The organism is Streptomyces sp. NPDC001450, assembly GCF_053597295.1.
On the sequence record NZ_JBSFHY010000002.1, the window covers coordinates 120,600 to 145,944 of the forward strand.

Genomic DNA, 25,345 nt, shown 5'->3' on the forward strand with positions numbered 1-25,345 from the left:
ATTCCTCCATGTCCGAGAACACCCCTGCCGAGGCGAAGTGCCCGGTCGCGCACGACCGTGCCGCGCACCCGACCCAGGGCGGCGGGAACCGCCAGTGGTGGCCGGAGCGGCTCAACCTGAAGATCCTTGCCAAGAACCCGGCCGTGGCCAACCCGCTCGGTGAGGAGTTCGACTACGCCGAGGCCTTCAAGAACCTCGACCTCCCCGCCGTGAAGCGGGACATCGCCGAGGTGCTCACCGACTCCCAGGACTGGTGGCCCGCCGACTTCGGCAACTACGGCCCGCTGATGATCCGCATGGCCTGGCACAGCGCGGGCACCTACCGCATCAGCGACGGCCGTGGTGGCGCCGGCGCCGGCCAGCAGCGCTTCGCCCCCCTCAACAGCTGGCCGGACAACGGCAACCTCGACAAGGCCCGCCGCCTGCTGTGGCCGGTGAAGAAGAAGTACGGCAAGAGCCTGTCCTGGGCCGACCTCATGATCCTCGCCGGCAACGTGGCGCTGGAGTCGATGGGCTTCAAGACCTTCGGCTTCGGCGGTGGCCGTGCGGACGTGTGGGAGTCGGAGGAGGACGTCTACTGGGGTCCTGAGCAGATCTGGCTCGACGACCAGCGCTACACCGGCGACCGCGAGCTGGAGAACCCGCTCGGCGCGGTCCAGATGGGCCTGATCTACGTCAACCCGGAGGGCCCGAACGGCAACCCGGACCCGATCGCCGCGGCCCGCGACATCCGTGAGACCTTCCGCCGCATGGCGATGAACGACGAGGAGACCGTCGCCCTCATCGCCGGTGGCCACACCTTCGGCAAGACCCACGGCGCCGGCCCGGCCGAGAACGTCGGCCCCGAGCCCGAGGCCGCCCCGATCGAGCAGCAGGGCCTGGGCTGGGCGAGCACCTACGGCACCGGCAAGGGCGGCGACGCGATCACGTCCGGCCTGGAGGTCACCTGGACCGCCACGCCGACCCAGTGGGGCAACGGCTTCTTCAAGAACCTCTTCGAGTACGAGTACGAGCTCACGCAGAGCCCGGCCGGTGCCCACCAGTGGGTGGCGAAGAACGCCGAGGCGATCATCCCCGACGCGCACGACGCGTCGAAGAAGCACCTCCCGACGATGCTCACCACCGACCTGTCGCTGCGCTTCGACCCGGTCTACGAGCAGATCTCGCGCCGCTTCTACGAGAACCCCGAGGAGTTCGCGGACGCCTTCGCCCGCGCCTGGTACAAGCTGACCCACCGTGACATGGGCCCGAAGTCGCTGTACCTCGGCCCGGAGGTCCCGGAGGAGACCCTGCTGTGGCAGGACCCGCTGCCGCAGGCCGAGGGCGAGGTCATCGACGCCGCCGACGTCGCTGCCCTGAAGGCCAAGCTGCTCGACTCGGGCCTGTCCGTGTCCCAGCTGGTGTCCACCGCGTGGGCGTCGGCCTCGACGTTCCGCAACAGCGACAAGCGCGGCGGTGCCAACGGCGCCCGCATCCGCCTGCAGCCGCAGGCCGGCTGGGAGGTCAACGAGCCCGACCAGCTCGCGCAGGTGCTGCGCGTCCTGGAGGGCATCCAGGCGGAGTTCAACTCCGGCGCCAAGAAGGTCTCCGTGGCCGACCTGATCGTCCTCGGCGGCGTCGCCGCCGTGGAGAAGGCTGCCAAGGACGCCGGTCACGACGTCGAGGTGCCCTTCACGCCGGGCCGGGTGGACGCCACGGCGGAGCACACCGACGCGGAGTCCTTCGCCGCGCTGGAGCCCGCCGCCGACGGCTTCCGCAACTACGTCGGCAAGGGCAACCGCCTGCCGGCCGAGTACCTGCTGCTCGACAAGGCGAACCTGCTGGGCCTGAGCGCGCCCGAGATGACCGTCCTCGTCGGCGGCCTGCGCGTCCTCGGCGCCAACCACCAGCAGACCTCGCACGGCGTCCTCACCGACGCCCCGGGCAAGCTGACCAACGACTTCTTCGTCAACCTGCTCGACCTGGGCACGACGTGGAAGTCCACCTCGCAGGACCAGACCACCTTCGAGGGCCGCGACGACGCGACCGGCGAGGTCAAGTGGACCGGCACCCGTGCCGACCTGGTCTTCGGCTCGAACTCCGAGCTGCGCGCGCTCGCCGAGGTCTACGCCGCGGACGACGCGAAGGAGAAGTTCGTCAAGGACTTCGCCGCCGCGTTCGGCAAGGTCATGAACCTCGACCGGTTCGACCTCGTCTGACCGACACCCCTGAAGGCGTCCGGACCGGCCCCGCTGCGGGCCGGCCCGGGCGCCTTCGCCGTCCCTACGCCCAGGACACCTGGATCTGCCGGCCGGCCGTGCGCATGTCGACGATCTCGAACCCGGCGCGGGAACGCACGATGTGCTGGACGCCCCCCGGCCCGGAGTCGCGCAGGAACCCCGCCCAGCCCTCCGTGACCGCTTCCCGGAGCACCCACTCCAGAACCTCCATCAGCACCCCGAACTCGTCCTCGTGGATGCAGACCCGGACGGTCAGGGCCCACGGGACCCGGCCGTCCGCGTCCTGTCTGCTCGCGGCCCTGACCAGCAGGGAGGTGTCCGCCCCGTCGAAGGAGTGGCTCGCCTCCCCACCGGCCAGCACCTGCCAGGGTTCACCCCAGACCGCCCAGTCCGCCGACTCGAAGGCCGGCGGCGGGTCGGCCCGTCCGACCAGCCAGGCAAGTTCCCGCAGGAACGCTTCGGGCAGGTCCGGCCGGAGATCCACGGCCAGGAACAAGTCGTAGTAGTCACTCACCGGACGGACCCTAGCCGCACCGTACGGCGGGTGTCCCGGGCCTGTGTCAGCGGCCCAGCGCCGCCACGCCCGCCCGGGCGTAGCGCTCGTCCAGGTCGCCCGACGGGGCGCCCGCGACGCCGATGCCCGCGACCGGTGCACCCTTGGCGGTCACCGGAGCGCCGCCCCCGAGGAACAGCGTGCCCGGGATGTCCTTCAGGTTCGGCGCCTGCTCCAGCCGCTTGGCCAGCTCGGACGTGGGCGCGTTCCAGGACACCGCGGTGAACGCCTTGCGCTCGGCGGACTCGTACGACTGCGGTCCGGCGCCGTCGCCGCGCAGGGTGACCAGGGTGTTCCCGTTGCGGTCGACGACGGCCACCGACACCTGCCGGCTGTCCTTCTCGGCGGCGTCCACCGCGGCCTGCGCCGCCTTCGTGGCCGCGTCGAGTGTCAGGTGCGTGCTCTCGGTGAGGTTGCCGTCGCGGGCCGACACGGCGGCGGGCACGGTGCCCGTGGAGTCGGCGGCGCTGGCGGCGACCGTACCGACGACCCCGGCACCGGCGACGGCGAGAACGGCGCCGCCGACGAGGACATGAGCACGGCGGGACGGCTTCTTGCGGCTGGGCATCACGAAAGACCTCTCTGCGGTCGGATTCGGGGGCGGAGTCGCTCCCGTACCGATCCTCGGCTCGGATCCGGCCCGAGGAGATCGACGGACCGGTTGCCTTGGGGGTCATCCGATCGGATGACCCCCAAGGCGCGGGGCCAGGGAACAATGGAGGGTGTTTGCCCAGCTCAGCGCGATGAAGAGGGAGGAGTCACCGGTGGCCGTGCCCGAACGCGACGACACCCGCGCCCTCACCGTCGTCATGCACACGGCGTTCTTCGTGCTGCTCGCGGCGTCCCTCGCCCGCTACCTGGCCCGGCACGCCGAGGGCCCGCGCACCCCCTGGATCGTCGCCCTCTCCGCTCTGCTGGCGGTCCTGTACGTGCTCGGCCCGGCCCTCGGTACCCGACCCACCCCGCGACGGCTGGCCTGGCTGGGCCTGGTGGTGGCTACCTGGGCGCTCCTCGTGGTCCTGGCGCCCAGCTTCGCCTGGTGCGCGGTCCCGCTCTTCTACACCGGCCTGCGCACCCTCCCCGCGCGCGCAGCGATCTCACTGGTGGCGCTGCTGACAGCGCTGGCCGTCGCGGCCCAGCTGAGCCTCGCGGGCTGGCCGGACCCCAACGTGCTGCTCGCACCCCCGGCCGTGGCCGCCGTGGCCACCACCGTCTACGTCGTCATGCAGCGCCAGTCCGCCCGCCGCGACGCCCTGATCGACGACCTGGTCCGCACCCGCCGCGAACTCGCCGCCACCGAGCGCCGCGAGGGCACCCTCGCCGAACGCGAGCGGCTGGCCCGGGAGATCCACGACACCCTCGCCCAGGGCCTGTCCAGCCAGCGCATGCTCCTGCAGGCCGCGGACCGCCTCTGGGACACCGTCCCGGACACCGCCCGCGACCACGTGCGTACGGCGGCGTCGATCGCCGAGCGCAGCCTCGCCGAGGCCCGCCGCTTCGTCCACGACCTGACCCCGGCCGACCTGGCCGAGGGCGGTGGCCTGCTCCAGGCCCTGCGCGCGGTCGCCGAGCGCGAGACGACGCCCACGCTCACGGTCCGCGTCCATGGGGAGGGCGCGCCGCCCGCCGCGCTGCCCGCCCCCGTGGAGTCCGCCCTGCTCCGCATCGCCCAGGGAGCCCTGGCCAACGTCCGCGAACACGCGGCCGCCACGACGGCGACCCTCACCCTGACCTGCCTGGACGACCAGATCGTCCTGGACGTGACGGACGACGGCCGGGGCTTCGACACCGGTACGGTCCCGGAAGCCGAAGGACGCGGCCGCGGCCTCCCCGCCATCCGCGCCCGCCTGGGCCGGCTGGGCGGCACCCTGACCATCGAGTCGGCACCGGGCGAGGGCACGGCCCTGTCCGCCGCGATCCCGCTGGAGCCCAGATGACCGGGACACCCGAGCCCGCCCCCAAGGCCCCCGTCCGCATCCTCGTCTGCGACGACCACGCCGTCGTGCGCGCAGGCCTGCTGGCCCTCCTGCACAGCGCCCCGGACATCGAGGTCGTCGGCGAGGCCGGCAGCGGCGAGGAGGCGCTGGCGCTGGCCCGCAGGACGACGCCGGACGTCGTGCTCATGGACCTGCAGCTGGGCGAGGGCATGGACGGCGTGGAGGCCACGCGCCGGCTGCGCGCCCTCGCCCCCGCCCCGCACGTCCTGGTCCTGACGACGTACGACACCGACGCGGACGTCACCCGCGCCATCGAGGCCGGAGCCACCGGCTACCTGCTCAAGGCGGAGCGCGCCGAGGACCTCTTCACCGCGATCCACGCCTCCGCCCAGGGCCGCCCCGCCCTCTCACCGCCCGTCGCCGACCGCGTCATGTCCCGCCTGCGCAACCCCCGCCCCGCCCTCACTCCCCGGGAACGCGACATCCTCGCCCACCTCGCCCAGGGCCTGCCCAACCACGGCATCGCCCGCGCCCTGTACATCAGCGAGGCCACGGTCAAGACCCACCTGCGCCGCATCTACGACAAGCTCGGCGTCGACACCCGCGCGGGCGCCGTGGCGGTGGCCAAGGAACAGCGGCTGCTGCCCTGAGGCCGTCATGCCCCCGGCTGCTCTGCTGTGGCGGCGCGGCCCGACCTCGCGCAGCGTGGGGCATGGGGGATCCAACGGTGAGGCCGGTGTGCTGGCCGCGAGAAAGGTGGACGCATGGACACGGAGGAATCCCGGCCCCGTATCGTGACCGGTCTCGACGGGTCGCCGTCCTCGTACGCGGCCCTGCGCTGGGCCGTGCGCTACGCCGGGCTCATCGACGGCACCGTGGACGCCGTTGCCGCCTGGGAGCTGCCTGGCCTGTACGGCTGGTCGGGGCCCGCGGTGGACATGGACGTCGACGAGGAGGACGCCCGGGAACGGATGACGCGGGAACTGACCGAGGCGCTCGGAGCGGAGGCGGCCGCCCCGGTACGGCCGCTGGTGGTGCACGGCAATCCCGCGGACGTCCTGCTCAGGGCCGCGGAGGGCGCCGAGTGCCTGGTCGTCGGCAGCCGGGGGCGGGGCGGTTTCGCCCGTGCCCTGCTGGGTTCCGTCAGCCAGCACGTGACGCACCACGCCACCTGCCCGGTGGTGATCGTGCGCCCCGGGACGGCCTGAGGACCGCGGTCAGGGCGAACCCGCGCGGCTGCGGCTCTCGGGGTCGGGAGTCAAGTCGAAGCCCACGTCCACCACCCCTTCCACGGCCCGCACCAGGCGCGCGGCCACGGGCACCAGGTCCGGGTCCCGGACGCGGCCGACGAGCGTCACGACGCCGTCCTCCACCTCCACGTGCAGGGCCGAGCCCGGCGGTGGGAAGAGCTCGGACACGATCTCGTCCCGCACCTGCTCGGCGATCTGCTCGTCCCCCCGCAGGAAGATCTTGAGCAGGTCGGCGCGGCTGACGACACCCTCGAGGAGTCCGACCTCGTCCACCACGGGCAGCCGCTTGACCCCGGCCCGCGCCATCAGACGCGCGGCCTCGGCGAGCGTGGCACCCGGCCGGACGGTGACCGCGGGGGAGGACATCAGGTCGTCCGCGGTGAGCGCGTCGGCCTTGGCCACGTCGGAGGGGCGGCGCAGCCGGACGTACCCCTCCTCCGGGGTGTCCCGGAACTCCTCCTTGGGCAGCAGGTCGGCCTCGGAGACCACCCCGACGACCCGGCCCTCGCCCTCCAGCACCGGCAGCGCGCTGACCCGCCAGTCCCGCATCAGCTGCACGATCTCCTTGAACGGGGCCCGTCGGCCGACCGCTGCGACCGTGTGGGTCATGACATCGCTGACGATGTACGGGGTGCCGTACATGGTGACTCCCCAGGCTCTCGTGGATACGGTCCTGCCGTTTCCAGGGTGTGCCGGGACCGGGCCGCCCGCCAGGGGCCGCCCGGTCCCGCGGCCCGGCCGCCGGACCCGCCCGCGAGGGTCGTCCGCGTACCGGCCGGGGCCGGGTGGCCCTTGCACCCGCGTGACCCGCACGACCACGCCGGAATCCGATTCCCCCTCCCCGGGAGGTGGCGGCCATGCACCTCCTCGTCGGCGTGGACGGCTCCGAATCGAGCCTCAGGGCCGTGGACCGGCCGGTGACAACACGGCCCTGCGCCGCACGCCGCTGCGGCTGGTGTACGCGTCCCCGCGGGAGCGCCACGAGGGCGTCTCCCTCGGCCGGGGCGCCGGCGGCCGTCCGAACAGGTGATGGCCGAGGACATCGTGGAGACCGCCGAGCGGCGCGCCCACCGCAGACGACCGGGCGTGCACGTCACCACCGACATGCCGCCCGAGGAACCGGAGCAGGCGCTGACGCGGGAGAGCCACTCCGCGCTCGCGGTGGTCCTGGGGCACCGCGGCCGCGGCGGCATGACCGAGGCGATCCTCGGCTCCGTCGGCGTGACGGTGGCCGAGCAGGCGCAACCAGGCAGGAGGGGGCCCGGTACCGGCCAGGTACCGGGCCTTTCTGCTGCCCGGACCTGCCCGGGCGTCGTGCTGTGCGGCAGCCACGACGGCCAGGCCCGCCCCGGGAGCGCGGCAGGGCCGTCCTCGGCGTCGACGAGAAGCCCGCGGGCTCGGCGGCCCTGCGGTTCGCCGCGGAGGAGGCCGGCCTGCGCGGGCTTCCCCTGGGCCGTGCCCGTGTCGCGTCACCGGCACCCTGCTGGGGAGCGGCGAGCGGGAGTCGGACGCCGCCCTGGCGCTGGACGAGGTGCTGCGGGACGTCCCGGTCGGCCTGGAGGTGCTGCGGCGCACCGTGGAGGGCCGTCCCCGCGACGCCCTGCCGGCTGCCTCCGGCGATGCCGACCTGCTGGTCGTGGGCACTTCGGTCCGCGGCTCGGCCGGGTTGTCTGCGGGGTGCTGCACCACGCGGCATGTCCGGTGGCCGTGGTGCCCGAACTTTCCTGATATTCCCGGCAGACTTACCGGGAATCGACGACGATCTCCGGAGTCCTCATGTCCCAGGCCGCCCATCCGGACGCCCCCGCACCGACCGACGAGGAACTGCGCACCCTGGACGCGCACTGGCGCGCCGCCAACTATCTCGCGGCGGGCCAGATCTACCTCATGGCCAACCCGCTGCTGACCGAGCCGCTGAAGCCGGAGCACATCAAGCCCCGGCTGCTGGGCCACTGGGGCACCTGCCCGGGCCTGAACCTCGTGTACACCCACCTCAACCGGGTGATCAGGGCGCGCGGCCTGGCCGCGCTGTGCGTGTGGGGTCCCGGGCACGGGGGACCGTCGGTCCTCGCCAACTCCTGGCTGGAGGGCAGCTACAGCGAGACGTACCCGGACGTGTCACGGGACGCGCCGGGCATGGAGCGGTTCTTCCGGCAGTTCTCCTTCCCGGGCGGGGTGCCCAGCCACGTGGCCCCCGAGACCCCCGGCTCGATCCACGAGGGCGGCGAACTCGGCTACTCGCTCTCCCACGCCTACGGCGCGGCCTTCGACAACCCGGACCTGCTGGTGGCCTGTGTGATCGGTGACGGCGAGGCGGAGACCGGCCCGCTGGCCGCCTCCTGGCACTCCAACAAGTTCCTCGACCCGGTGCACGACGGCGCCGTCCTGCCGATCCTGCATCTCAACGGCTACAAGATCGCCAACCCGACGGTGCTGTCCCGCCTCCCGGAGCCCGAACTCGACGCGCTCCTGCGGGGATACGGCCACGAACCCCTGCACGTGACGGGCGACGATCCACAGCAGGTGCACCGGGCCATGGCCGCGGCGATGGACGACGCGCTGGACCGCATCGCCCGGATCCAGCGCACCGCCCGGGAGGAGGGCGACGGGGAGCGGGCCCACTGGCCGGTGATCGTACTGCGCACCCCCAAGGGCTGGACCGGGCCCGTCGAGGTGGACGGCGAACCCGTCGAGGGCACCTGGCGCGCCCACCAGGTCCCGCTGGCGGGGGTACGGGAAAACCCCGAGCATCTGCGCCAGTTGGAGGAGTGGCTGCGCTCGTACCGGCCCGAGGAACTGTTCGGCCCCGACGGCCGGCCCGTCGCGGACGTCCTCGCCTGTGTCCCCGAGGGGACGAAGCGGATCGGCGCGAGCCCGCACGCCAACGGCGGCCTCCTCGTCCGCGAGCTGCCCCTGCCGGCCCTCGACGACTTCGCCGTACCCGTCGACAAGCCCGGCACGACCCTGCACGAACCCACCCGGGTCCTGGGCAACCTGCTCGAACAGATCATGCGGGACACCGGCTCGCGACGGGACTTCCGGCTCGTCGGACCGGACGAGACCGCCTCCAACCGGCTCCAGGCCGTCTTCGAGGCCAGCGGAAAGGCGTGGCAGGCCGAGACACTCCCGGTCGACGAACACCTGGACCGGCACGGCCGGGTGATGGAGATCCTCTCCGAACACCTCTGCCAGGGCTGGCTGGAGGGCTATCTGCTCACCGGGCGGCACGGACTGTTCTCCTGCTACGAGGCGTTCGTGCACATCGTCGACTCCATGGTCAACCAGCACATCAAGTGGCTGAAGACCTCGCGCTCGCTGCCCTGGCGGGCCCCCGTCGCCTCCCTCAACTACCTGCTGACCTCGCACGTGTGGCGCCAGGACCACAACGGCTTCTCGCACCAGGACCCGGGCTTCGTCGACCACGTCCTCAACAAGAGCCCCGAGGTGGTCCGCGTCTATCTGCCGCCTGACGCCAACACCCTGCTGTCCGTGGCCGATCACGTCCTGCGCAGCCGGGACTACGTCAACGTGATCGTGGCCGGCAAGCAGCCGTGCTTCGACTGGCTGTCCCTGGACCAGGCCCGCGTCCACTGCGCCCGCGGCGCCGGGATCTGGGAGTGGGCCGGCACCGAGAACGGCGGCGAACCGGACGTCGTCCTGGCCTGCGCGGGTGACGTGCCCACGCAAGAGGTGCTGGCCGCCGCGCAGTTGCTACGCCGGCACCTGCCACAGCTGGCGGTGCGGGTGGTCAACGTGGTCGACATGACCCGGCTGATGCCGCGCGAGGAGCACCCGCACGGGATGAGCGACTTCGAGTACGACGGACTGTTCACCGCCGGCAAACCAGTGATCTTCGCCTACCACGGCTACCCGTGGCTGATCCACCGCCTCGCATACCGCCGCGCGGGCCATGCGAACCTGCACGTGCGCGGCTACAAGGAGTCCGGGACCACGACCACCCCGTTCGACATGGTCGTGCGCAACGACCTCGACCGCTACCGGCTCGTCATGGACGTCATCGACCGCGTGCCCGGCCTCGCGATGCGCGCCGCGGGCGTCCGCCAGACCATGACCGACGCCCGCACCCGCCACCACGCCTGGATCCGCGAACACGGGACCGACCTGCCGGAGGTCGCCGACTGGAGCTGGCACAGCTGAACCGGCGGGGCTAGCGTGGGCCGTCAGGCGTCGGCACCGAGGTCAGCGGGGGCCTCGGAAGCACCTCGAAGACGCCCGACAGGCCCGTGGTCCGCAGCAACCGCAGGAAACCCGGGCTGTCGGCGACCAGCCGCAGCCGGCCCTGCCGGGCCAGCGCCCGGTTCCGGGTCCGGCACAGGACCCCGAGCCCGGCGCAGTCGATGAACGCGACCGGCCGCAGATCGAGCACGAGGTCGGGGCGCGGGTGAGCGGTCAGCGCATCGAGCCGCTGGGACAGCGTGGTCACGGTCACCAGGTCGATCTCGCCCTGCAGCGGTACCAGGACCGCCGTGTGGGGCGTGTGGTCCGCGGCTGCCTGTCCCGGTCCCGGCTGGTTCTCGGACATGCCACCAGCCAATCGATCTCGCAGGACGTGAGGAAGGGCCGATCGGCCCCTACCCGGGACCGTCCGGGACACCCCGGTGACGCCGCCGGAACCGGCGTGGCGAGGGCCGGATCTCCGACGTCGCACGTCTCTTTCGGTACGTCGCACGTCTCTTTCGGTCTGCGGGCGGCACCGATCCGTTTCGAGGTGCACGATGGTGGGGTGACGCACGACGGCCGGGTGCACCACACCGTGCCGTGTCGCTCACCGCACACGGTGGGCACTGACCGGTCAGCCCCGTCACCCGGACCTCGGCCCGGACCCGGACGCCGAGCGGGCCCACACGCCCTGCCCGGTGGCCGCCGGTATGCGAGAGGAGGCGGCGACCGATGACGCGGACACCTCCCACGAATGTGACCCGGGTGCGCTGGTGGCGATGGCGTCGCAACCCGCTCCGGCGGCACAGCGACGTCGTCGAGGCCTGGATCGTGCTCGTCATCTGGATCCTCGTGCTCGTCGGCGGCGTCGTCGCGGGCACGGCGGCCGCCGTGTCGGTGGACTCGGCCTTCTCCGCGCGGCGGGCCCAGGTCCACACGGTGTCCGCGGTGCTGACCGACGACGCGGCCAGGACCCCGCCGTCCGGCAGTGGTTACGACGACGGCCGGGTGTGGGCGAGCGTGCGCTGGACGGCCCCGGACGGCTCGGTGCACACCGACCGGGCCAAGGTCTACCCGGGCGCCCCGGTCGGCAGCCGGCTCACGGTGTGGACGGACAGCGCGAACCGGATGGTGTCGCCGCCCCTGTCCACCGCGGAGGCGACACTGCAGTCGGCCCTGACCGGCGTGCTCGCCGCCTCCTCGGCCGGTGTGGTCGTCTGGACCGGGGGCTGGCTGGTCCGCACCTGGCGCATGCGCCGGCGCCTGTCGGAGTGGGACGAGGAATGGAAGCGGATCGGCCCCGAGTGGCGGAACTACAGCAGTGGCGGAACCTGAGCCACGGCAGGGTTGAGCCTGCCGCGACGCGTCGGCGACGTCGGTCCGTGCCGGCGGTGACGTCAGTCCGTGCTTGTCACGGTCAGCCGGCAGTCCACGCCCACCACGCCCTCCACACCCCGCACCAGGCGTTCTGCGAGCGGAATCTGCTCGGCGTCGCGCACTCGTCCCGTCAGGGTCACGACGCCCTCGGCGACCGTGATGTGCACGGGCTCGACCGGAGCGGGGAAGAGGACGTCGACCACGTCCCGCCGGACCTCGTCGGCGAGGTCGTTGTCCGGGCGCAGGAACACCGTCAGCAGGTCCCCGCGGCTGACAACGCCTTCGAGGACGCCCTCGGCGTTCACCACGGGCAGCCGCTTGACGTGCCGCAGGGCCATGATCCGCGCGGCCTCGGCGAGCGTGGCGTCGGCTCGGACGGTCACGGCCGGGGTGCTCATCAGCTCCTCGGCCCGGACCCCGCCGGCCTTGGCCAGGTCGGACAGCCGGCGCAGCTGCGTCAACCGGTCCGGATCGCTCTCCCGGAACTCCTCCTTGGGCAGCAGATCGGCCTCGGACACCACCCCGATCACCCGGCCGTCACTCTCCAGCACGGGAAGGGCACCGACGTGCCACTGCACCATCCGCTGGACGATGTCCTTGAACAGGGCCGCCCGGCCCACCGCGACGACGGCTCGCGTCATCACGTCGCGGACACGGCGCGGGCCGACGGCCACGGTCTCCTCCAGCCGGCCCCGCGATGCCGGCGGAGTCGCGGTCATTCCGGGCCACCGCTTCCGTAGGGGGCGTAGAGGTCGAGCAGCCGGACCCGGGAGGCGTGCAGCCGCTGGGCCACCACGCGCCCGATCCACACCGCGATCGCCCGCCCGAACTCGGGATCGGCGGCGCACATCTCCCGGACCGACTCCGCGTCGAACTCCCAGGCCCGCACCGGAGTCATCGCCTCGGCGCCCAGCTGCCAGACGTAGGGCGGGAAATGCCAGGACCAGCCGACCACTTCGCCGTGCCCGAGCGACTCGATGACGGCGGGACGGCGGCCGGGTACATGCAGGTCGAGGGCGACGGTGCCGGTCCGCACGATCCAGAAGCGGTCGGCACGCCGACCCTCCTCGAACAGCCGCGTCCCGGCCGGGAAGGAGACCTCACGGGCGAGTTGCATCAGCTGTACGCGCTGCTCGGCGGGCAGGGCCGCGCTCATGGTGGTGACGGAGGTCATCGCTCCGGCTCCCTTCGCTCGAGACCCGTAGCCCTCGCGACCGTGGGGCTCCTGCTCCCAGCCTGTGCTCGTCCGGGCCCGCCCACAACAGACCGCTCGGCCCCACCGGGGGTCCTTCGGCCCAGCTGACCACCCGCCGGTCACTGGAAGTACTCGCGCGCCTACCTGGGGTGTTGCGTCGGTCGTCAGGAACCGCCTCCTCAGCCGCGGCCGCGCAACGCCTCGAAAGCCCGCCGGGCACCGATCCCGATCGCGAGGTCGATGTCCGGGGCCTGGCCGGCCCGTCGGTCCGCGCGGGTGAGCGCGGCCATGGCGACCCGGTCGCCGGACTCGGCCTCGACCACCCCTATCTCGTGCCGCAGATGGAGGAAGGTGCCGGTCTTGCCGCTCCACCGCAGCGTGTCCGCCCGCAGTTCGCTCACCAGCCGCTGGGTGAAGACCTGGAAGCCCATCAACCGGCGCAGCTCGGCCGTCGCCGGGGGCTGGGAGATCTCGTCCGCCCACACCCGCTGCAACAGGCCCACCAGCGCCGAGGCCGAGCCGAGGTTGGCGTGGGCCGGATCCAGGGTCTCGATGGTGTGCCGTCCGGCACGCTCGTCGCGGACGGCCAGTTCCAGCGCGAGCGAGAAGTCGTTGCCGGCGGCTCCGGCCGCGCATTCGTACATGTGGTTCATCCGGTGCCGTACCCGTATCCCTCCGCACCCCCACGCACGCAGGCGGGCGTCGACGTCCGTCACCGGCACCAGGCCGAAGAGCGCGTCGGCGGCGGCGTTGTCGCTCACCGAGAGCATCAGGAGCAGAAGGTCGCCGACGGCCACGGTGGCCGGGTGCCGGAACGCCGCGAGTCCGGTGGGGCCGATGCTGCTGGCGGCCGGGTCGACCGTGACCGGGTATGCCGGGTCGAGTTCCCCGGCGGCGATCCGGTCCAGCACGACCAGGGCGAGCGGGACCTTCACGACCGACGCGAGGGGCATCGTCTCCTCGACGTCGAAGCCGAGTTCCACGCCCGAGTCCAGGTTGCGGGCGAGGAACGAGCCGCGGACTCCGAGCGCCGCCCAGTCCGCCGCGATCGCCTCGGCGACGTCGAGCAGAGCGCCGTCCCCGGCCGCGTAGGCCGGGCGGTACACCGGTTCCGCGTTCATCCGCGTGCTGCCAGCCGCGACGAGGCGTCCTCGGCCGCCGACCCGGGCCGTGTCGTCTCCGGTGCCCCGGTCGCCGCGCCGGCGGCCGCCGCGAGCAGCGCGGCCAGCCAGTCGGGTACGTCCACCGCCCCGCGCCCGGCCCGGGTCCCCTGCACGTCGTACCCCCGGTGCAGCGCGGTGTCGGCCAGCGGCGCCCAACTCGCCCCGTGCCGCCGGGCGAACGGCTCGGCACACAGCAGCACCGCCCCGCCGGCCAGGGTCTCGGCGAGGGCAGTGGCAGCCGGTCCGGCCGGCCGGAGCAGGCCCTCCGGCAGCCCGGCGCGGGCGGCGGCGCGGATCAATCTGTCCTGTGCGTACGGCACTTCGTCCTCGTCCAGGGTCAGGATGGGCAGCGCGACGGTTGGTCCACCTGCCGTGGCACGGCTTCGGCGGGGGCGCAGGTCCTCCAGATGGATCGCGCGCCGCCGTCTGCCGCTCGTTCCCGTGGACACCGGCTCCGGCGCGTCGGGCGGCGCGGCCGACGCCAGCCCGAGCGGTACCCGGATCCCGGCCTGCTCCGGGGGAACGCGCACCAGGGCGTAGGTGAGCGAGCCGTCGGCGAGCCCGGAGACCCGTTCCGCCGGCGGCAGTTCGCGCATGCCGAGGGTGATCCCGCGCTCGGTGCCCGCGCGGATGACGCGTGCCAGCGCCGGCGGGGCGCAGCCCGTGGGCACCCCTACGGCACGTGCCTGCGCCTGGCGGGCCGACCGGGCGACCTGCCCGAGCCGCTGGGCCCGGTCCAGCACGTCCTGCGCGTACGGAAGGAGGAGGAGGCCCAGCTCCGTCGCCGTGATCTGCCGCCGTGAACGGTCGAACAACAGGCCTCCGAAGTGGGCCTCCAGCGTCTTGATACGGCGGCTGAGGAGGGGCTGGGCGATCCCGAGCCGGTCGGCCGCGCGCGAGAAGCTCGACTCGGCGACGGTCGCCACGTACGCCTCGAGGTGCGCGAGGAGATCCATCCAGCAGTCATATCAATAAGTTATGAGGTGTTCAAAGTTCCCTCTTGGACATGAGCGGACTCCTGCTGTTTCGCTGGTCCCCGTCGAAGATCCATCAAGCCGACGACAGATGACCTGGGAGAACTCCGCACATGACCAGTGCCAACGCCCTGTCGCGCCGCCGCCTGTTCGAAGCCGGCCTAGCCCTCACCACCGCCGCCGTGGTCGCCCCCGCCCTAGGGACACCGAGCGCTTCGGCCACCCCGAGCGCCGGAACGGCCGACCCGTACACCGAGTTGAGCGATCTGGAGCAGCGATACGGCGCGCGGCTCGGCGTGTACGCCCACAACGTGCGCACCGGTCGGATCGTGGCGTACCGCGCGGGGGAGCGGTTCGCGATGTGCTCGACGTTCAAGGCGTTCGCGGCGGCGGCCGTACTGCGTGACCACGGTGGCTGCGCGCCGCTCGACAAGGTAATCCACTACCCGCCGAGCGACATCCTGCCGAACTCGCCGAAGACCGAGGAGCACCTCGCCACCGGAATGCCGGTGGGCGACCTGTGCGCGGCCGCGATCCAGTACAGCGACAACGCGGCCGGCAACCTCCTGCTGCGCCAGATCGGCGGACCGGACGGCCTCACCCGCTTCTTCCGGTCGCTCGGCGACCGGGTGAGCCGGCTCGACCGCTGGGAGACCGATCTCAACACCGCCGTCCCCGGCGACCTGCGCGACACCACGACGCCGGAGGCCATCGGGCGGAGTTTCGAGCGACTGACCCTTGGCCGGGCCCTGGACGGCGCCGGCCGTGAGCAGCTCGTCACCTGGCTGAAGGGCAACACCACCAGCGCCAAACGGTTCGGCGCCGGGCTGCCCCAGGGCTGGGTCCTCGGCGACAAGACCGGGACCGGGGACTACGCCACCGCCAACGACATCGGTGTCGCCTGGACGACCCGGGGGACACCGATCGTGCTGGCCGTGCTGTCCACGAAGGCCGCCGAGGACGCACCCGTGGACGACGCCTTGGTCGCCGACACGGCCCGCCTGCTGGCGCGCACCCTCGCCCCCGGCGAGTAGATCGGGCAGCCTCCTCGGTTCATGTCACTGAATTCTTATCAAGTACAAGGCTATTGACGCGCTCATAGCGTCTCTCTACGGTCGGTGAAAGCGCTTTCCATTGCCGGGTCACCGCAAACACCCGGCAGTGGAGTTCACGCACCCGAACATCAGCATCGTCGCACCACGGCACCACGGCACCACGGCACCACGGCACCACGGCACCACGGCACCACGCCCGCCCAGCCGAACCGACCCCTGGAGACAAGCCGATGCACCTGAGACCAGCCATCGCGTGCGCCAGCCTGATCGCCGGCACGATCGTCGCGCTGTCCGGCACCACCGCACAGGCCGTGACCAATCTCCCCCACTCTCGGCTTCGCTCGAGCGGGGGGACCCCCATCGAGGCCGAGAGTTCCTCCGCGGTCTGCATCGGCACCATCGACTCCGACTGGACCGGATACTCCGGCAGCGGATTCTGCAACGGCACCAACGCGAGCGGCGCCTACGCCCAGTTCACCGTGAACGCCGCCAGTGCGGGCACGGCGACCCTCCAGGTCCGCTTCGCCAACGGAACCACCACCGCGCGGCCGGCCGACGTCACGGTGAACGGCTCGGCGGCCGGTTCGGCGTCGTTCGAGGCCACCGGCGCCTGGGGGACATGGGTGACCAAGACGCTCACCGTGCCGGTCACCGCGGGCAGCAACACCGTCCGGTTCAACCCGACCTCCTCCGCGGGCCTGCCCAACATCGACTACGTGGTCGCCGACGTCTCCACGGCGGCGACCGGCACCGTGCTGTACGTGTCGCCGAGCGGCACCGACGGCGCGGCCGGCACGGAGTCGGCCCCGACGACGCTCACCTCGGCCATCAGCCGCATCACGTCCGGCGGCACGATCTACCTGCGCGGCGGGACGTACGACTACTCGTCGACGGTGACCATCCCGGCCGGCAGCGACGGCACGGCCGCCGCCCGCACCACGCTCTCCGCCTACCCCGGCGAGACCCCCGTGCTGAACTTCTCGGCCCAGGGCGAGAGTTCGTCGAACCGTGGGATCCAGCTCAACGCCTCGTACTGGCACCTGTACGGCCTCACCGTTGAGCACGCCGGTGACAACGGGATCTACGTCGGCGGCAGCAACAACGTCGTCGAGCGCGCGGTGACGGCGTACAACCGCGACACGGGACTGCAGCTCGGCCGGACCTCCTCCAGCACCCCGAGCAGCCAGTGGCCGTCGAACAACCTGATCGTGAGCTCCGAGTCGCACGACAACGCCGACTCCGACGGCGAGGACGCCGACGGCTTCGCCGCGAAGCTGACCACCGGCACCGGGAACGTCTTCCGGTACGACGTCTCCCACAACAACATCGACGACGGCTGGGACCTCTACACCAAGACCGACACCGGCGCCATCGGCCCGGTGACCATCGAGAACTCCCTGTCCTACGGCAACGGCACCCTCTCCGACGGCACCGTGAACGCCAACGGAGACCGCAACGGCTACAAGCTCGGCGGCGACGACATCGCGGTCAACCACGTCGTCCGGCACAGCATCGCCTACAAGAACGGCCACCACGGGTTCACCTACAACAGCAACCCCGGCACGATGGCGATCTCGAACAACGTCAGCGTCGACAACGCGGAGCGCAACTTCTCCTTCGACGCGGGGACTTCGGTGTTCCGCACCAACACCTCGTGCCGGTTCTCCGTCAGCGGCTCCAACGACAAGACCGTCGGTGACGCCGACAGCTCCAACCAGTTCTGGTCCGGCACGAACGGCTCCCGGTGCGCCTCCTACTCCGGCGCCCTGGGCTGGTCCTACGCCTCGGACGGCCACCTCGTGGTGACGTTCGGCGGCAGTGTCGTCACGCCCTAGCCGACCCGTGAGCCGGCCCCGCGCACCCACGCGCGCGGGGCCGGCTCCCGTGTTCAGCAGGGGGAGTTGGTCTGGGTGAGCAGGCCCAGCCGCCACGGCAGGGTGTTGTAGTCGCCGGTCGCGTTCGGGTTCAACCCCTGGTAGAGGTACTGGAGTCCGCAGGCCGGGATGGTGAGCGTCTGGTCGTACCCGGCGCGGATCATCTCGCCGTGGCTGATGTCCTTGGTCCAGGAGCCCGACGGGAAGGTGACGTTGCTCGCCCGGGCGAACGGGTTGGTCTCGGACGCGGCCAGCGGCGTCCAGGAACCGGCGAGGCCGGTGGAGGTCCAGGAACGGAAGTAGCGGCGCCCGTCGGAGCCGATGGCCTCGACGATCAGCAGGTACTGGTTGCTCCCCTGCACCTTGTACACGTTGCTCGCCTCGAACAGCGCGTACCTGTTGGAGTCCTGGGCGGCGATCGTGGTGTTGGTGAAGCCGTTCGGGAACTGGCCGACGGTGGTCTGCGAGCGGTAGAGGTGCCCGTTGTCGTCCGACGAGAAGAGATAGCAGTCGGCGCTGTCGCAGATCACCCACATGTCGACCCAGTAGCCGTTGCCGATGTTCTGCTTGATCACGTCCGGCATGGACGCGTAGAAGTTGCGCGGCGCGCTCCATCCGTCGGGGTTGCTGATGTCCGGGTTGGTGGAGTACGACGCGTTCCCGGTCTGGTAGACGAGGTACCACAGCTTCTGCGGCGCGTAGTAGAAGACCTGGGGCGCGGCCCGGTATCCGCTGCCGATCGCCGTGCGGTCCAGGTAGTGATGGCTGGCGGAGCCGGCCTGGGACCAGTCGCTGAAGCTCAGGTGCACCAGGTTGTACCCGGAGGAACCGGCGACGCTGGCGAACACGTGCCACTTCCCGTTGTAGCGGACCACGGACGGGTCCTTGATCCCGGCGATGGTGTGGGTGGAGTCCGGCTTCGGGGAGATCAGCGGGCGGCTGGAGCTCCAGCCGAAGCCGGCGGGAAGAGCGGCGGCCTTCGCCGGCCGTGCCGTGGCCGCGGCCGCTCCGCCGAGGGCGGACAGCACGGAAGTGTAGGCGGCCTTCTTGTTGCCCGAGCCGTCGAAGAGCAGCGGGTTCTCGCCGCTGCGCCAGGAGTCGCTGTCCCGGATGCCCCAGACCGTGATGCCGGTGCAGCGGGACACGTTCATGCAGGCCTTGACGGTGTTCGCGTACGCCGTCGGGGACGCCTGCGCGATGTCCAGCTCGGTGATCTGCACGTCCACACCCAGCGCGGCGAAGTTCGCCAGTGTGGTCCGGAAGCTCGCAGGCGGCCCGGAGCCGGCGAAGTGGCTCTGGAAGCCGACGCAGTCGATGGGCACGCCCCGGGACTTGAAGTCGCGGACCATGCGATAGACGCCCTGGGTCTTGGCGTCCGTCCAGTTCTCGATGTTGTAGTCGTTGTAGCAGAGCTTGGCCGACGGATCGGCCGACCGGGCGGTGCGGAACGCCTGCTCGATGAAGCCGTCCCCCAGCACGTTCTGGAAGACCGAGCTGCGGTGCTGCCCGCTGCCGCCGTCGGCGAAGGCCTCGTTGACCACGTCCCAGGCGTAGACCTTGCCCTTGTAGTGGTTCATCAGCGTGGTGATGTGGTTGTTCAGCACGCTGCGCAGGGTGTTCGCGTCCGTGATACCGCTGACCCAGCTGGGCAGTTGGGAGTGCCAGACCAGCGTGTGGCCGCGCACGCGCTGTCCGTGCGCGGTGGCGTGGCTCACGATCTGGTCGGCGGGGCCGAAGTTGAACGAGCCGCGGGACCGTTCGGTGGTGTCCCACTTCATCTCGTTCTCGGGCGTGACCATGCTGAACTCGCGGTCCAGGATCGTCGAGTACGTCCCGTCGCCGAGCTTGCCCGCGGCCACGGCGGTCCCGAAGTACCGTCCCGACTGGGCGGCTTGAGCACCGAGGGTGCTCGCCTTCACGGCCGTGGGCGTGGCCCCGGCCGTTCCGGTCGCCAGGAGCGTGCCGGCGACCAGCAGGCCTAAGAGGGAGGCCCGGCGCCGGCAGGGCCTCGTCGGAAACTTCATGGTTCTCCTCGTACGGTCGGATGCTGTGGTGAATGACAAGGGCATGACAGAACGCAGCTCGATTCCGGGATGTTCGGATAATCGAACGCCGATCGTAGCCCCGGACGCTCAGGATGATAGGAGGGGTACTGGCGACGTCAATACCTCTCGCATCATTCGGAGTTGACATCGAAATGTTTCGTCCGGCAGTAGCCGAAAGGGCAGGAGACGTGGTGCTCAGGCGACCGCGTCGCCCGCGGCCACGGCGTGGGCCTCCAGCTCCGGGTCGGACAGCAACTCGGCGATGAGCTGCGGGGATCCACCGACGTACGTGCTGGCCAGGTCCACGTCACCGCCCACGCACCAGGCGCGGTCCTCGGGCCACCACAGGTCGGGCAGCTCGGCGAACTCGTCCAAGGCCGGTGGAGAGACGGCGTCGGCCAGGCGCCCGGCGAGCAGCACCTCGTCCCGGCCGGGTGTCGCGAACGTGGGGATCCCGTCGAACTCCCACCGCCCGTACCCGCACCACAGGCCGAACCAGCAGCGCTCCGGCGTGCGGGTGTGCCGGCCCAGCACGGGGATCAGGGCTCGGGCGACATCGGGCGGGGTCGGTCCCTCGCCCGGATGCTCGTCCCACACGCCGGGCAGGCCGTAGTCGGAGCGGTTGAGGTAGTCCTGGTCCATCCCGACGACCTCGTGCCAGCGCGTGGTCGGGGTCACCCGGGTGCCGTGCGCGGCGGCCACCGTCGACCAGCGCACCGGCCGCTCGTCCAGGGAGGCCGGATGCAGGATCCTCGCGTAGGCCGGGAAGCCGGGCGCGGCGACGCCCGCGACCGTGCCCATGGCGGCGTACCCCGGGGTGCGTTCGGTGAGCCACGCGGCCGCGGAGAGGCCGGTGGTCCGGACGTGGAGGCGTCCGTACCACTCCGGAGCAGGGTCCCGCTGGACCGGGCGGTAGTCGTTCACCTGCACATTCTGGCGGAGAGGGCAGGATTTGAACCTGCGTGGGCCCCGGGGGGCCCGACCTTGAGCCGTGCTCGCTGGTCCCCGATCAGCCACTCCGGGCACCTCTCCCTGTTCCCGGCGTCCGGTTTCCCGTGCCGTTCACATGAAGGAGAGTGGCAGGAGTCGCTGACGGGGGACTGATGTGCGCCTGACGGGGTGCTCGGCCACCCGCCCCGGTGCACCAGGTGGCCGCTCGTCATCGTCAACACGACCGGCCCGTCGGTCAGTTCGTCGCCGGGAGCGAGTACGGGGTTCACGGACGGGGCGGTCAGGTCGGCGCGTCGGCCGGGTGCGATGGGGCCGGCCACGCCGGAGTCGCCGGCTGCGGCGGCCGCGTGGCCGGTGCAGCCCTCCCGCGCCTGCGGCGGCGTGAGCCCGGGCCGATGTGCGCCGGCGCCCTTGGGGTGAGGGGCGGTCGCCGGTACGGCCCGTACGTCGTAGTGCGCGATGGGCCAGTCCGAGCCCAGCGGTGACCGGTGGGCCGGCTTTCGGCATCGCACACCACCTCCGCGCGCTGGGCGAAGGAGCGCGGCCCGGTCACCCCGGCGGCGGTCAGGGCCAGTGGGAGCTGACGGACCCGGCCCCGACACCCCGCCTCGCCGAGGCGCTCGCCGCGGTGGGCGAGGGCCGGGCCGGCCGGGCCTTCGAAGTGGGCCTGACCGCCTTCGTGGACCACGCCCGAGCCCCGCGGGAGAAGCGGGCCGAGATCGGCTGAAGCGGCTCGCCTTCTGAGTACGAGAACTCATGACGCCGGGCCGGGCATCGGCCAGGATCGGCGCATGACGAAGATCAGGACGACGGGGGCCCGGGCCGGGATGGTTCCGGTGGCGTTACTGGCCGTGCTGGCCGCCGGGTGCGGCACCCAGCGGGCCGGGGACGACGCCGGCGCGGGCGGGCCCTCGCGCAGCGCGGTGGCGACGCCGAGCACCCCCAAGGACTTTCCGTGCCCCGGCGAGAGCCCCACCGCCTCGCCGTAGCCGTCCACGGCCATCCCGAGCCCCACCGGCCCGCCGACCGACCACTACGCCGAGAACCACGGCTTCATGGTGCCCTTCGAACTGCACGGCAAGCGCCGCTGCCGGGGCCTCGCGGTCGTCGCGCGCGTCCGGGAGGCGCTCGAACCACAGCGCAGGCGCGGGCAGTTCAGTCCCGAGAGCGTCCGCAAGACCCTCATCGGCCTCGGGTACTCCGGCGGACAGGTGCAGGTGTACCCCGGCGAGGGCGGCGTCGGCTTCCTCATCCAGGTCGACGACTACCCGGTGTGCGTGGAAGGAAGCCTGGCGGGGACCCTGGACGGCGCCACGACCAAGGCGGACGCCTTCGGCGGCTACCCCGACCACGATGGGTGCGACCAGCCCTCGGGAGGCCACTGACCGCACAACCCCGGCCAGGTCAGGCGCGGTTACCGGCCAGTTTCCCAGTACCGCAAGTAACATGATGACCTTTGCTTCGGGTGTACCAGTCAGTCAACTCGGCGCGGTCCCAGGACGCGCCCTGCCCGGAGATCTCCATGTCCTCTCTCAACGACGCGCACAACGATCCGCTGGAAAGCGCTCGCTTCACCTACGAACAGCACGTGCACACGTGCCGCCAGTGCCATGCCGACGCCGCGCCCTGTGCCGTGGCCAAGCACCTGCTGCGGCTCTACAACCTCGCCCGCAGGGACCGGCTCCGCGCCACGGGGTACCAGGCACAGTGAGGCGGGGCCCGGTGGCCGCCGTCAGACCGTGCCGCCGTACACCTCGTCCACGTTCGGACGCGGTGGCGGGCCGGTGCGGATCGCCGGGCCCCGCGCGAAGGTGCGCAGCAGGTTCTCCGTGGTGCGCGTGACGAACGCGCGCGTGCGGCCGTCCATGCCGTGGTCGCGGTCGAGCTCTCCGGTGCCGGCGAGCAGGCCCTCCACCCAGCGCATGGTGCCGGTCGCGAACACCCCGGCACCGCTCGGAGCCGTGTAGTACGCCGAGTCGCTGTGACTGGGGCGGCCGGCGCAGACGACGGGGGAGTGCGCGGTGATCTCCAGGGGGCCGGGAGCGGGGGAGACGGGCATGACACGGTCGTACTCGACGCCCACCAGATGGGCGAAGGCGTCGCCTGGGCGTACGCCGGTGCCGTCGTACAGCCAGTGATCGGCGGCGTGCACGACATGGGGGGCGTCGACCGGATAGCCCTCGTACAGGACGCCGGTGAGCGAGGACTCCGGGTCGGCGGCGGGCGGGCTGCGGTAGTCGGTGGTGACCAGCGCCGGGTCGGACGCATAACAGGGGTCGGCGCGGTAGGACGTCTTGTAGCAGATCACCGTACGGTCGCTCGCCCGCTCCCCGTCCTCCAGACGGACCCGGCGGAAGCAGGTGTTCGCGCCGAGGAAGGCCACGTTCGTCCCGGCGTCCCGGGCGCGGGTGACGTACGCCCGCTGTTCGGGCGTCCAGTACTCGTCGTGCCCCAGACAGACGACGGTGTGCGCGCCGCGGAGCACCGACGGGTCCCGGTGGAGGTCGACGCCGGTGGTGTAGGCGAGCGGGATGCGCAGGCGTTCGGCCAGCACCACCAGCGCCCACTCGTGGACCAGGAACTTCTCGGCGCCGTTGCCGTCGTAGGGACGGTCGAAGCTGACCGCGAGCGACCGGGTGGCGTACGCGCCCGAGGATCCCGCGTAGAGGCTGTAACCTCCCCAGCGGTTGTAGGCCTGCCAGGTGGCCGGGGCGTGCAGCAGGACCGTGCGGCCCGTGCCTTCGGCGGAGCGGACGATCAGCGGGATGTGCCGCTGGTGACCGGTGTCGGCCTCCAGCCGCAGCAGATACGCGCCCTCCGGCCACCCGGTGGTGTCCAGGTTCAGTGCGGCGGGCCAGTCGGCGCGCACGGTGCGGGTGGCGGGCAGCAGGTGCGGGGGCGGCTGGGCGCGGCCGGGTATGCGCGGTGAGGTCCATATGAGGCGGGCCTGCCTGCCGCCGTACCAGCCGACGCGGAACGCCGAGACCCGGAACGAGGAGGCGGTGGTCGACACGTGCAGGCGGCATTCCTGGCCGGGCGTGACGCTCACCTGGTCCGTGTAGCCGGTCACCGCGTCCGGCGGGCCCGCCGAGCGGATCCGCCAGTCGGCGGTGCCCGGGGCGTCCTGTTCGGCCTCCGGCCGCAGCCCCGTGTCCCGGCGGGGGTGCGCGGGCGGGGGCGCGGGCGCACAGGCGGCCGCCATGCCCAGGCCCGTGCCCGCGCACAGGGCCAGGAAGCGCCGGCGGTCCACGGTCGGTATGCCGTGTGCTGGAATCACCACGCCTCCCGGATCCGGCCCGGTTCGTCCCCCACCCAGCCTCCCGATCCGGCTCCGCCTCCCGCAACCGCGCGACGACGCCGGGCCGGCGCCACCGGCAGCGGACGGAACCGGCGGCACACCGTGATCACGGCACCCGGGGCGGGGAGCCGGGCGTTGTGCCGTACGAGTGGTGTCCGGTCGCCTGGAAGGCAGGAGCCTCGGTGAGCTCCAGCAGCGTGCGGGCGCTCTGCGCGGCCAGGGGAGCGTTTCCGGGTGCGGTCGGGAACACACGGCCCCAGGCGCGGGCACGCCCCAGGGCGCTCAGCCGCCACGCGAGGTTCACCGCGCGCCGGAGTTCCGCCGCCGTGTGTCCGGCTCCCGTCCAGGGCTCCAGGTAAGCGTCGCGCAGGCGCGGCAGCACGTCGGGCCCGTACCGGCCGCAGGCCCGCTGGGCGGTGACCTGCAGGCTGCAGAACGGGTGGGAGACGGCGGCGTCGCCCCAGTCGAAGAAGGTGTACCGGCCCGGTTCCGGGTTGAACAGCTGGCCGTCGTGCAGATCCGAGTGGTCGAGGGAGTCGGCGATGCCCGAGGCCGCGAGTTCGGCGCACCAGTCCAGGAGGCGGGGCCGGAGCGCGTCGAGCAGCGCGCGTTCGTCCGGCCGCAATGCCGTGTTCTCGGCGAGCAACTTGTCGAAGATCTCGGGCAGTTCCGTGGTCCGGGCGCTCGGGACACCCAGCCGCTCGATCTCGCGCGCGTGCGGAACCAGGGCGTGCTGCATGCTCGCGTACCGGCGGAGAAGGTCCTCCCAGGCGCGGGGCTCCACGGCCTTCCGATCGAGCACGTCCCGGAAGAGGTCACCCCCGTCCGGCAGCAAGGACCAGCCACGGTCGGCGTCGACCGCGAGCGGCTCCAGGACGTGCTCCGGCACCCAGCGGGCCAGCGCGGCGGTCAGCGCGCCCTCGAAACCGCTGGCCGGGGGATTCGCCTTGAACCACACGGCCGTACGCCCGGCCACGGGCACCCGCACCAGGACGGACCACGGCCGCAGCCGCACCCGCGGCCGGCCGGTCACCCGCAGCCCGTGTGCCGCAAGCCCGGCCTCCACCCAGCCGAGGGCCGCGGTACGCCAGGACTCCTGCTCCCAGGGAGTCACCGCGTCCGCGTACCGGCCCCGGTCCACGGTCGGCGACGCATGATCGTACATCGGGCCATCTCAACACCCCGACCTGCGATTGACCAGCGTTTTTTACGAGGCTCACCGTGCGGCCGGGGCCTCGACTTCGCATAGCCCGCCCGCACAACACACCTGTTTCA

Annotated in this window: 25 protein-coding genes and 1 pseudogene; 12 read left to right on the forward strand and 14 right to left on the reverse strand. The window is 72.2% G+C overall.

Annotated elements, in window-relative coordinates:
• The first annotated feature begins 8 nt into the window (after positions 1–8).
• Entirely contained in the window at positions 9–2,198 is a 2,190-nt protein-coding gene (katG, locus tag ACWC5O_RS02405) for a catalase/peroxidase HPI (RefSeq protein WP_450581983.1), read from the forward strand.
• A 64-nt stretch (positions 2,199–2,262) separates the two neighbouring features.
• Here katG and ACWC5O_RS02410 read toward each other — a convergent pair whose 3' ends face one another.
• Together ACWC5O_RS02410 and ACWC5O_RS02415 are read right to left on the reverse strand one after the other, a co-directional pair.
• Positions 2,263–2,733 (reverse strand): hypothetical protein, encoded by a 471-nt coding sequence (locus tag ACWC5O_RS02410; protein ID WP_450581982.1) that lies wholly within the window; start codon positions 2,731–2,733, stop codon positions 2,263–2,265.
• A 46-nt stretch (positions 2,734–2,779) separates the two neighbouring features.
• The gene (locus tag ACWC5O_RS02415) at positions 2,780–3,340 is read right to left on the reverse strand and encodes a GlcG/HbpS family heme-binding protein (protein ID WP_450581981.1); all 561 of its coding nucleotides are present in this window, start codon (positions 3,338–3,340) and stop codon (positions 2,780–2,782) included.
• A 175-nt stretch (positions 3,341–3,515) separates the two neighbouring features.
• Between ACWC5O_RS02415 and ACWC5O_RS02420 the strand changes: the two genes are divergently transcribed.
• The 3 genes from ACWC5O_RS02420 to ACWC5O_RS02430 all read left to right on the forward strand — a co-directional run bounded on the left by ACWC5O_RS02420 (position 3,516) and on the right by ACWC5O_RS02430 (position 5,917).
• Positions 3,516–4,709: a sensor histidine kinase gene (locus tag ACWC5O_RS02420; protein ID WP_450581979.1), complete on the forward strand. Its 1,194-nt coding sequence runs from the start codon at positions 3,516–3,518 to the stop codon at positions 4,707–4,709.
• Entirely contained in the window at positions 4,706–5,359 is a 654-nt protein-coding gene (locus ACWC5O_RS02425) for a response regulator (protein ID WP_450581978.1), read from the forward strand. The genes ACWC5O_RS02420 and ACWC5O_RS02425 overlap by 4 nt, the downstream gene beginning before the upstream one ends.
• 114 nt (positions 5,360–5,473) lie before the next feature.
• A complete protein-coding gene (locus tag ACWC5O_RS02430; protein ID WP_450581976.1) occupies positions 5,474–5,917 on the forward strand; it encodes a universal stress protein in 444 nt (147 codons plus the stop codon).
• A gap of 9 nt (positions 5,918–5,926) precedes the next feature.
• Here ACWC5O_RS02430 and ACWC5O_RS02435 read toward each other — a convergent pair whose 3' ends face one another.
• Positions 5,927–6,601: a CBS domain-containing protein gene (locus tag ACWC5O_RS02435; RefSeq protein WP_450581974.1), complete on the reverse strand. Its 675-nt coding sequence runs from the start codon at positions 6,599–6,601 to the stop codon at positions 5,927–5,929.
• Positions 6,602–6,988: 387 nt separating this feature from the next.
• On the opposite strand from ACWC5O_RS02435, the gene ACWC5O_RS02440 reads away from it, so the two are divergent.
• On the forward strand, positions 6,989–7,687 hold the full coding sequence (locus ACWC5O_RS02440) for a universal stress protein (RefSeq protein WP_450581972.1): 699 nt from the start codon (positions 6,989–6,991) through the stop codon (positions 7,685–7,687).
• Positions 7,688–7,735: 48 nt separating this feature from the next.
• Positions 7,736–10,117, forward strand: a complete 2,382-nt coding sequence (locus ACWC5O_RS02445) for a phosphoketolase family protein (protein ID WP_450581971.1) — start codon at positions 7,736–7,738, stop codon at positions 10,115–10,117.
• Positions 10,118–10,127: 10 nt separating this feature from the next.
• On the opposite strand, the gene ACWC5O_RS02450 is transcribed toward ACWC5O_RS02445, so the two are convergent.
• Positions 10,128–10,502: an STAS domain-containing protein gene (locus tag ACWC5O_RS02450; protein WP_450581970.1), complete on the reverse strand. Its 375-nt coding sequence runs from the start codon at positions 10,500–10,502 to the stop codon at positions 10,128–10,130.
• A 368-nt stretch (positions 10,503–10,870) separates the two neighbouring features.
• Between ACWC5O_RS02450 and ACWC5O_RS02455 the strand changes: the two genes are divergently transcribed.
• Positions 10,871–11,473, forward strand: a complete 603-nt coding sequence (locus ACWC5O_RS02455; RefSeq protein ID WP_450581968.1) for an Rv1733c family protein — start codon at positions 10,871–10,873, stop codon at positions 11,471–11,473.
• Between the two features lie 62 nt (positions 11,474–11,535).
• Here the strand turns inward: ACWC5O_RS02455 and ACWC5O_RS02460 are convergent, their stop codons facing one another.
• The 4 genes from ACWC5O_RS02460 to ACWC5O_RS02475 form a co-directional block, all read right to left on the reverse strand.
• Positions 11,536–12,234 (reverse strand): CBS domain-containing protein, encoded by a 699-nt coding sequence (locus ACWC5O_RS02460; RefSeq protein WP_450581966.1) that lies wholly within the window; start codon positions 12,232–12,234, stop codon positions 11,536–11,538.
• A complete protein-coding gene (locus ACWC5O_RS02465; RefSeq protein ID WP_450581964.1) occupies positions 12,231–12,689 on the reverse strand; it encodes a Crp/Fnr family transcriptional regulator in 459 nt (152 codons plus the stop codon). Before ACWC5O_RS02465 ends, ACWC5O_RS02460 begins: the two co-directional genes overlap by 4 nt.
• 200 nt (positions 12,690–12,889) lie before the next feature.
• Positions 12,890–13,831, reverse strand: a complete 942-nt coding sequence (locus tag ACWC5O_RS02470) for a serine hydrolase (RefSeq protein ID WP_450581962.1) — start codon at positions 13,829–13,831, stop codon at positions 12,890–12,892.
• Positions 13,828–14,829, reverse strand: coding sequence for a LysR family transcriptional regulator (locus ACWC5O_RS02475; protein WP_450581960.1), 1,002 nt, complete (start codon positions 14,827–14,829; stop codon positions 13,828–13,830). Before ACWC5O_RS02475 ends, ACWC5O_RS02470 begins: the two co-directional genes overlap by 4 nt.
• 131 nt (positions 14,830–14,960) lie before the next feature.
• On the opposite strand from ACWC5O_RS02475, the gene bla reads away from it, so the two are divergent.
• Complete coding sequence (gene bla, locus ACWC5O_RS02480) at positions 14,961–15,881, forward strand: class A beta-lactamase (protein WP_450581958.1); 921 nt, start codon at positions 14,961–14,963, stop codon at positions 15,879–15,881.
• A 251-nt stretch (positions 15,882–16,132) separates the two neighbouring features.
• A complete protein-coding gene (locus ACWC5O_RS02485; protein ID WP_450581956.1) occupies positions 16,133–17,737 on the forward strand; it encodes a carbohydrate-binding protein in 1,605 nt (534 codons plus the stop codon).
• Between the two features lie 53 nt (positions 17,738–17,790).
• Here the strand turns inward: ACWC5O_RS02485 and ACWC5O_RS02490 are convergent, their stop codons facing one another.
• The 3 genes and pseudogenes from ACWC5O_RS02490 to ACWC5O_RS02500 form a co-directional block, all read right to left on the reverse strand.
• Positions 17,791–19,800: a non-reducing end alpha-L-arabinofuranosidase family hydrolase gene (locus tag ACWC5O_RS02490; RefSeq protein ID WP_450581955.1), complete on the reverse strand. Its 2,010-nt coding sequence runs from the start codon at positions 19,798–19,800 to the stop codon at positions 17,791–17,793.
• Between the two features lie 216 nt (positions 19,801–20,016).
• Positions 20,017–20,745: a hypothetical protein gene (locus tag ACWC5O_RS02495; protein ID WP_450581954.1), complete on the reverse strand. Its 729-nt coding sequence runs from the start codon at positions 20,743–20,745 to the stop codon at positions 20,017–20,019.
• Positions 20,746–20,755: 10 nt separating this feature from the next.
• Positions 20,756–20,853, reverse strand: a pseudogene (locus ACWC5O_RS02500).
• A gap of 400 nt (positions 20,854–21,253) precedes the next feature.
• Between ACWC5O_RS02500 and ACWC5O_RS02505 the strand changes: the two are divergent.
• Positions 21,254–21,499: a hypothetical protein gene (locus tag ACWC5O_RS02505; RefSeq protein WP_450581952.1), complete on the forward strand. Its 246-nt coding sequence runs from the start codon at positions 21,254–21,256 to the stop codon at positions 21,497–21,499.
• 27 nt (positions 21,500–21,526) lie between these two features.
• Here the strand turns inward: ACWC5O_RS02505 and ACWC5O_RS02510 are convergent, their stop codons facing one another.
• Positions 21,527–21,775 carry a hypothetical protein gene (locus ACWC5O_RS02510; RefSeq protein WP_450780897.1) on the reverse strand — a complete coding sequence of 83 codons (249 nt, stop codon included), beginning with the start codon at positions 21,773–21,775 and terminating at the stop codon, positions 21,527–21,529.
• Positions 21,776–21,827: 52 nt separating this feature from the next.
• Here ACWC5O_RS02510 and ACWC5O_RS02515 point away from each other — a divergent pair, with 52 nt between their 5' ends.
• Entirely contained in the window at positions 21,828–22,157 is a 330-nt protein-coding gene (locus ACWC5O_RS02515) for a hypothetical protein (protein ID WP_450581948.1), read from the forward strand.
• A gap of 137 nt (positions 22,158–22,294) precedes the next feature.
• Entirely contained in the window at positions 22,295–22,483 is a 189-nt protein-coding gene (locus ACWC5O_RS02520) for a hypothetical protein (protein ID WP_450581946.1), read from the forward strand.
• Between the two features lie 21 nt (positions 22,484–22,504).
• On the opposite strand, the gene ACWC5O_RS02525 is transcribed toward ACWC5O_RS02520, so the two are convergent.
• Entirely contained in the window at positions 22,505–23,974 is a 1,470-nt protein-coding gene (locus tag ACWC5O_RS02525; protein ID WP_450582229.1) for a N,N-dimethylformamidase beta subunit family domain-containing protein, read from the reverse strand.
• 202 nt (positions 23,975–24,176) lie between these two features.
• Entirely contained in the window at positions 24,177–25,235 is a 1,059-nt protein-coding gene (locus ACWC5O_RS02530; RefSeq protein WP_450581944.1) for an aminoglycoside phosphotransferase family protein, read from the reverse strand.
• Positions 25,236–25,345 lie beyond the last annotated feature (110 nt).

Bases quoted from the DNA above. Each gene is read 5' to 3' on its own strand.
- katG (WP_450581983.1), top strand. From the start codon at position 9: ATGTCCGAGAACACCCCTGCCGAGGCGAAGTGCCCGGTCGCGCACGAC.
- ACWC5O_RS02415 (WP_450581981.1), bottom strand. From the start codon at position 3,340: ATGCCCAGCCGCAAGAAGCCGTCCCGCCGTGCTCATGTCCTCGTCGGC.
- ACWC5O_RS02420 (WP_450581979.1), top strand. From the start codon at position 3,516: ATGAAGAGGGAGGAGTCACCGGTGGCCGTGCCCGAACGCGACGACACC.
- ACWC5O_RS02425 (WP_450581978.1), top strand. From the start codon at position 4,706: ATGACCGGGACACCCGAGCCCGCCCCCAAGGCCCCCGTCCGCATCCTC.
- ACWC5O_RS02430 (WP_450581976.1), top strand. From the start codon at position 5,474: ATGGACACGGAGGAATCCCGGCCCCGTATCGTGACCGGTCTCGACGGG.
- ACWC5O_RS02435 (WP_450581974.1), bottom strand. From the start codon at position 6,601: ATGTACGGCACCCCGTACATCGTCAGCGATGTCATGACCCACACGGTC.
- ACWC5O_RS02440 (WP_450581972.1), top strand. From the start codon at position 6,989: ATGGCCGAGGACATCGTGGAGACCGCCGAGCGGCGCGCCCACCGCAGA.
- ACWC5O_RS02445 (WP_450581971.1), top strand. From the start codon at position 7,736: ATGTCCCAGGCCGCCCATCCGGACGCCCCCGCACCGACCGACGAGGAA.
- ACWC5O_RS02450 (WP_450581970.1), bottom strand. From the start codon at position 10,502: ATGTCCGAGAACCAGCCGGGACCGGGACAGGCAGCCGCGGACCACACG.
- ACWC5O_RS02455 (WP_450581968.1), top strand. From the start codon at position 10,871: ATGACGCGGACACCTCCCACGAATGTGACCCGGGTGCGCTGGTGGCGA.
- ACWC5O_RS02460 (WP_450581966.1), bottom strand. From the start codon at position 12,234: ATGACCGCGACTCCGCCGGCATCGCGGGGCCGGCTGGAGGAGACCGTG.
- ACWC5O_RS02465 (WP_450581964.1), bottom strand. From the start codon at position 12,689: ATGACCTCCGTCACCACCATGAGCGCGGCCCTGCCCGCCGAGCAGCGC.
- ACWC5O_RS02470 (WP_450581962.1), bottom strand. From the start codon at position 13,831: ATGAACGCGGAACCGGTGTACCGCCCGGCCTACGCGGCCGGGGACGGC.
- ACWC5O_RS02475 (WP_450581960.1), bottom strand. From the start codon at position 14,829: ATGGATCTCCTCGCGCACCTCGAGGCGTACGTGGCGACCGTCGCCGAG.
- bla (WP_450581958.1), top strand. From the start codon at position 14,961: ATGACCAGTGCCAACGCCCTGTCGCGCCGCCGCCTGTTCGAAGCCGGC.
- ACWC5O_RS02485 (WP_450581956.1), top strand. From the start codon at position 16,133: ATGCACCTGAGACCAGCCATCGCGTGCGCCAGCCTGATCGCCGGCACG.
- ACWC5O_RS02490 (WP_450581955.1), bottom strand. From the start codon at position 19,800: ATGAAGTTTCCGACGAGGCCCTGCCGGCGCCGGGCCTCCCTCTTAGGC.
- ACWC5O_RS02510 (WP_450780897.1), bottom strand. From the start codon at position 21,775: ATGGCCGTGGACGGCTACGGCGAGGCGGTGGGGCTCTCGCCGGGGCAC.
- ACWC5O_RS02515 (WP_450581948.1), top strand. From the start codon at position 21,828: ATGGTGCCCTTCGAACTGCACGGCAAGCGCCGCTGCCGGGGCCTCGCG.
- ACWC5O_RS02520 (WP_450581946.1), top strand. From the start codon at position 22,295: ATGTCCTCTCTCAACGACGCGCACAACGATCCGCTGGAAAGCGCTCGC.
- ACWC5O_RS02525 (WP_450582229.1), bottom strand. From the start codon at position 23,974: ATGGCGGCCGCCTGTGCGCCCGCGCCCCCGCCCGCGCACCCCCGCCGG.
- ACWC5O_RS02530 (WP_450581944.1), bottom strand. From the start codon at position 25,235: ATGTACGATCATGCGTCGCCGACCGTGGACCGGGGCCGGTACGCGGAC.